Source organism: Streptomyces sp. MB09-02B (genome assembly GCF_033794485.1).
Lineage (GTDB): Bacteria > Actinomycetota > Actinomycetes > Streptomycetales > Streptomycetaceae > Streptomyces.
Genome location: NZ_JARGEE010000610.1, coordinates 1 through 4,107, shown reverse-complemented (window position 1 = coordinate 4,107; position 4,107 = coordinate 1). Strand labels below are relative to the sequence as shown.

Genomic DNA, 4,107 nt, shown 5'->3' with positions numbered 1-4,107 from the left:
CAGCCCGCCTCACCCGAGCCCCGCCCGGCCGCATACACCCTCATCCCGCCCCACTCCGAGCCGTTTGCCCAGGTCCGGGCCGTTGTCAGTGGTCGGGTGCAGGATGGGGGCATGGTCAGCTCCGCAGATCGAGCCCTCGACGGCTTCTCCCCCGCCACGCGTGGCTGGTTCACGGGGGCCTTCTCCGCGCCCACCGCGGCCCAGGCCGGGGCGTGGCGGGCGATCGGCGAGGGTTCGGACGTGCTGGTGGTCGCCCCGACCGGCTCCGGCAAGACGCTGGCCGCGTTCCTCGCCGCGCTGGACCAGCTGACGTCGAGCCCGCCCCCGGCCGACCCGAGGAAGCGCTGCCGGGTGCTGTACGTGTCACCGCTGAAGGCCCTCGCGGTGGACGTGGAGCGGAACCTGCGCAGTCCCCTGACCGGCATCCGTCAGGAATCGGTGCGCCTGGGTCTACCCGAGCCCGAGGTGAAGGTGGGCATCCGCTCCGGGGACACCCCGGCCGCCGAGCGCCGGGCCCTGGCGACCCGCCCGCCGGACATCCTGATCACCACCCCCGAGTCGCTGTTCCTGATGCTGACGTCGGCCACGCGCGACGCGCTGACGGGCGTGGAGACGGTGATCCTGGACGAGGTGCACGCGGTCGCGGGCACGAAACGCGGCGCCCACCTGGCCCTCACCCTGGAGCGCCTCGACGAGTTGCTGCCCCGGCCGGCCCGCCGCATCGGCCTGTCCGCCACCGTGCGCCCCGTAGACGAGGTCGCGCGCTACCTCTCCCCACGCCGCAGGGTGGAGATCGTCCAGCCCCCGTCCGGCAAGGAGTTCGACCTGTCGGTGGTCGTGCCGGTGGAGGACCTGGGCGAGCTGGGCGGCTCTCCGGCCTCGGACGCCAACGAGGGCGCGGAGCGGCCGTCGATCTGGCCGCACGTGGAGGAGCGGATCGCCGACCTCGTCCAGGCGCACCGCTCCACGATCGTCTTCGCCAACTCCCGCCGTCTCGCGGAGCGGCTGTGCAACCGGCTCAACGAGATCGCGTACGAGCGGGCCACCGGCGAACCGCTGGACGAACACCACGCACCGGCGGAGTTGATGGGCGGCTCGGGAGCGGTCCAGGGAGCGCCTCCGGTCCTCGCCCGGGCCCACCACGGCTCGGTCTCCAAGGAGCAGCGCGCCCTGGTCGAGGAGGACCTCAAGGCGGGCCGGCTGCCGGCCGTGGTCGCCACCTCCAGCCTCGAACTGGGCATCGACATGGGCGCGGTGGACCTCGTCGTCCAGGTGGAGTCACCTCCGTCGGTCGCCTCGGGCCTGCAGCGCGTGGGCCGCGCGGGACACCAGGTGGGCGCGGTCTCCACGGGTGTGGTCTTCCCCAAGTACCGAGGTGACCTCGTCCAGTCGGCCGTGGTCACCGAGCGGATGCGCAGCGGCTCCATCGAGTCCATGAGGATCCCGGGCAACCCCTTGGACGTCCTGGCGCAGCAGGTCGTCGCCATGACCTCGATGGACACCTGGCAGTTCGACGACCTCCTCGCCACCGTCCGCCGCGCGGCCCCCTTCGCCTCGCTCCCGGAGTCCGCGTTCACGGCCGTCCTCGACATGCTCGCGGGCCGCTACCCGTCCGACGCCTTCGCCGAGTTGCGCCCGCGCGTGGTGTGGGACCGGGTCGCCGGCACGATCACGGGCCGCCCGGGCGCACAGCGGCTCGCCGTCACCTCCGGGGGCACGATCCCGGACCGGGGCCTCTTCGGGGTCTTCCTCGCGGGCTCCGACCCCAAGAAGGGCGGCGGTCGCGTCGGTGAGCTGGACGAGGAGATGGTGTACGAGTCCCGGGTCGGGGACGTGTTCACCCTCGGCACCAGCTCCTGGCGCATCGAGGACATCACGCGCGACCGGGTGCTGGTCTCCCCCGCGCCGGGTGTCCCGGGCCGTCTGCCGTTCTGGAAGGGTGACCAGCTCGGCCGCCCGCTCGAACTGGGCCGCGCGGTCGGCGCGTTCCTGCGCGAGGTGGGGTCCCTGTCCGAGGAGGACGCCCGACTGCGTCTGCTGACCGCCGGACTCGACGCCTGGGCCGCGGACAACGTGCTCTCCTACCTGGCCGAGCAACGCGAGGCCTGCGGCCACGTGCCGGACGACCGCACCATCGTCGTCGAACGCTTCCGCGACGAGCTGGGCGACTGGCGGGTCGTCGTCCACTCCCCCTTCGGCGCCCAGGTCCACGCCCCCTGGGCCCTCGCCCTGGGCGCCAAGCTCTCCGAGCGGTACGGCATGGACGCCCAGGTGATGCACGCCGACGACGGCATTGTGCTGCGCCTGCCCGACGCCGACCTCATGGGCCTGGACCTGCTCGACATGGAGCCCATGAAGGCGGGCACGGAGTACGACGCCGAACAGGCCCCGCTCGGCGCCGCGGACGTCGCCTTCGACAAGGGCGAGGTCGACCAGATCGTCACCGACCAGGTGGGCGGCTCGGCCCTGTTCGCCTCCCGCTTCCGCGAGTGCGCCGCCCGCGCGCTCCTGCTGCCCCGTCGCAACCCCGGCAAGCGCACGCCCCTGTGGCAGCAGCGCCAGCGCGCGGCCCAACTGCTGCAGGTCGCGAGCGAGTTCGGTTCGTTCCCGATCGTCCTGGAAGCGGTCCGCGAGTGCCTTCAGGACGTGTTCGACGTCCCCGGCCTCACCGAGCTGATGGGCGACATCGAGTCCCGCAAGGTCCGCCTCGTGGAGGTCACCACCCCGGAGCCCTCCCCCTTCGCCCGCTCCCTCCTCTTCGGCTACGTCGCCCAGTTCCTGTACGAGGGCGACTCCCCGCTCGCCGAGCGCCGCGCGGCCGCCCTGTCGCTGGACTCCCGGCTGCTCGCCGAGCTGTTGGGCCAGGCGGAGCTGAGGGAGCTGCTCGACGCCGAGGTGCTGACCGAGCTGGAGCGGGAGCTGCAATGGCTCACCGAGGACCGCCGCGTCAAGGACGCCGAAGGCGTCGCGGACCTGCTCCGCCTCCTCGGCCCCCTCACGGACGCCGAGCTGGCCGAGCGCGGTGCCGAGCCGCTGTGGGCGTCGGAACTCGCCAGGTCCCGCCGCGCCATCCGGGTCCGCGTCGCCGGCACCGACCACTGGGCGGCGATCGAGGACGCGGGCCGCCTGCGGGACGCGCTCGGCACAGCCCTGCCGGTCGGCGTCCCGGAGGCCTTCACCGAGCCGGTCAAGGACCCCCTCGGCGACCTCCTGGCCCGGTACGCGCGCACGCACGGCCCGTTCACCTCGGCCGTGGCAGCGGCCCGCTTCGGCCTCGGCGTGGCCGTCACGGACGGCGCTCTGCACCGTCTGGCGGCGAACGGCCGTGTCGTGCAGGGCGAGTTCCACCCGGCGGGCATCGGCCAGGAGTGGTGTGACGCGGCCGTGCTGCGCCGCCTGCGCCGCCGCTCGCTGGCGGCGCTGCGCCATGAGCTGGAGCCGGTGCCGCCCGCCGCGCTCGCCCAGTTCCTGCCCCAGTGGCAGCACGTGGGCGGCGGCCACGGACTGCGCGGCCTCGACGGCCTGGTCCGCGCTATCGAACAACTCCAAGGCGCCTCCGTGCCCGCCTCCGCCCTGGAGAAGCTGGTCCTGCCCTCCCGGGTGGCCAACTACAGCCCGGCGATGCTCGACGAACTCACCGCGGCCGGCGAAATCGTCTGGGCCGGGGCCGGAGCCCTCCCCGGCAAGGACGGCTGGGTCTCGCTGTATTTGGCGGACGCGGCCCCACTGCTCCTCCCACCGCCCCACCCGCTGGAGCTGACCGCCCTCCACGAGTCGGTCCTGAGCGCCCTCTCCGGCGGCTACGGCCTCTTCTTCCGCCAGATCGCCGACCAGGTTCGCGCGACCACCCACCCCGACGCCACCGATCCCCAACTGGCCGACGCCGTCTGGGACCTGGCCTGGTCCGGCCGCCTCACCAACGACACGCTCGCCCCCATGCGCGCCCTCCTGGGCTCGGGCCGCACCGCGGGCTCCACCGCCCACCGCGCCAAGCGCACGGTCCCCCGCGGCCGGTACGGCTCCCTGACCGCCGCCGCGCGCCCCCAGTCCCGTACGGGCCCGCCCACGGTCGCCGCCCGCTGGTACCTCCTCCCCGCCCCCGAACCC

General features: G+C 74.0%; 1 protein-coding gene. It reads left to right on the top strand.

The window, feature by feature from the left end; genetic code table 11:
* Positions 1 to 111 precede the first annotated feature (111 nt).
* Positions 112 to 4,107 (top strand): ATP-dependent helicase (locus P1P70_RS41630; protein ID WP_319247246.1); only part of this gene is annotated, 3,996 nt, incomplete at its 3' end.